The sequence below is a fragment of the Novosphingobium sp. CCH12-A3 genome (assembly GCF_001556015.1).
Lineage (GTDB): Bacteria > Pseudomonadota > Alphaproteobacteria > Sphingomonadales > Sphingomonadaceae > Novosphingobium > Novosphingobium subterraneum.
On sequence record NZ_LSIA01000077.1, the window covers coordinates 1 to 2313 of the forward strand.

The window sequence follows — 2313 nt, forward strand, 5'->3', positions numbered from 1 at the left end:
CACCAGCGGCACCTCAGTCTGCACCGGAAATTACACCACGACCGCGGACGCTAACCCCGATTTATCCTGTGAATGGTGCATGATGCGGTTGCGGAAGTTCCGGCGGTAGAGCACCCCTTCGTTTGCGCGCCCGCGTCGCCAATGGTCCTGGCACCCGTCGAGGAGCCAAGGTTTCGACGGAGATGCACTAGGCCGAACCTTGCACCAGACGCTGCCCCGGCAGACGCAAGGATGGGCTTGGAATCATGGCACAGCACGATCAGTATCTCGGCATCGAGGCGAAGCTGGGCTCGGACCAATACCCGTCTGTGGTCAAACAGTGAGGCGCGCGCTGTCGCCAAGGTCCGGATGGCCTTCGTGCGCTCGTCCGGTAGCTCTGCCGCCGTGCAGACGACTGAGGCTTCAGATGCGCATGAACCTGCTCTGCTGGCGTTCTGTGCGCGGCAGATCTATCCGCCTCAGGGGTCGCACCCCATGCACGTGCACGAGTTGGCCCGCGCCCCAGGATTCCTGGCCAAGAACGACCGGTTCGATGCAATAGCGATTTCGCCTGCGCCTGCCTTGGCGAACTCGTCACAGCACGCCGGCCATTGTGCGAAGTTCGCCGATTGAGCCACCCCGGCCGAACACACTTCAAGAACAGTGATCAGACGGATCGCGGCCCAAAGGATCAGACGGCTGTTGGCGGAATTCGCGCAAGTTGAAGCAGGGATCGCCAGCCCGCTCGCATAATCCCGAGCTTGCAGAATGCAGTACGATTATATGCTCGCCGCCACGCATCGGCTGCACAACTGCGGCAAAGCTACTTGCCTCAATGCCACAGCTCAGTGCAACATGGCGTCTTGGCTAACCCGATCGCTCCTCGGTGGCACAGCTTTTGGCGGATAGAGCGTCGCCTTCAGCGACAAGCGAAGCATGGCCGGATGCTGCAGACCTCCCTGCGAAGGGCTCGACGTTGCCGCCTTGGTGCAAGTCAGCGCATTGTCGCCACGGCAGCACCGTACTAGAAATCGCGAAACGCCGGAGAACCCGCAGGAGACATTTTCGGCGCCGTCAGGCGAAAACTCGCCAATACTCTCAACGCCACCTTCGACCAGCAAAAATGTGCCGTCCCTGAGACAGTTCTCCCTGCACGTGCTATAGGAATGCTGTCCCATTTGACCTGAATTGGTTTGTGGTTTGTACGTTCCCGCATCAATAGCGCTGGTGAAGCATCCCCAGGTCGAAGGTCGCCGCCGCTTTCGTCAGCGGCATTGTCGTACGAGGCAGAACTCGGCATGCCAGACTTTAATCTACACCCTCCGTTCTCGCCGGACGGAGAGCGCCCAAAAGCTCGCGCTTTTGGTTCCCGCGTCACCTATCACCGAGTTCCCCGCACCCCTGCATCCTTTTCAAGACATCAATGGCCAGCGAGACACGCAGGGCTGCCTCAACCATCTGGTGCGCATCGAGAATCTGCAAGGATTCTTCGAGCAATTCCAAAGCCCGGGATAGACCTTCGTTCCGCCCCTCACTCTTGCCCATAAGCTCTCCAGTCCCACATAGGGTGCTGAAGAAGCTCAGTAGTCCAGTTACCATTTCTTCTTTTAGAACATGCGATGAGGGCGCCTACTTACGAAGAGAAGAGGCAGACCAACTACCGCGGTCCTACCACGACGGTCTTGGCGGGGCTTGCTTATTTATTGTGAGCGACTGAAATTCGGATAGAGCTGGACGCCTCGAAAAACTCTGGCGTCTGAAGGTCGGATTTGATTCACTTCGCCGACGAGGCGTCGGAGGCGGTGATGGCAGGGCAGCCGGGTTTCTTTGATCTTTCGGACCGGTACGAGGCGCTGAGCGCGGCGGGCGATCCGCGGGAGCGCTTGGGTTCGGTGGTTGATTTTGAGGTGTTCCGCGGTCCATTGATTGTCGCCTTGCGCCGGAGCGTCCGAGGTAAGGGCGGGCGCCCCCCGTTCGATCCGGTCCTGATGTTCAAGATTCTTGTGCTGCAGGCGCTTTATTCGCTGTCGGACGAAGCGACGGAATTTCAGATCAAGGATCGGCTGTCGTTCCAGCGGTTTCTCGGTCTTGGGCTAGATGGCACCGTGCCGGATGCGACGACGGTGTGGTTGTTCCGGGAGCGTCTGGTCCAGGCCAAGGCGATCGACCGATTGTTTGCCCGCTTCGATGCCGCACTGACCGACCGGGGCTATCTCGCCATGGGCGGCCAGATCATCGATGCTACCGTTGTGCCTGCCCCCAAGCAGCGGAACACCGACGAGGAGAAGGCAGCGATCAAGGACGGCCGGATCCCGGAGGCATGGAAGGCAAAGC

At 59.7% G+C, this 2313-nt stretch carries 1 protein-coding gene; it reads left to right on the forward strand.

What is annotated here, in order from left to right; genetic code table 11:
• Window positions 1–1784 precede the first annotated feature (1784 nt).
• The coding region (locus AX703_RS05700; RefSeq protein WP_197423628.1) for a transposase at window positions 1785–2313 on the forward strand (529 nt) is incomplete at its 3' end.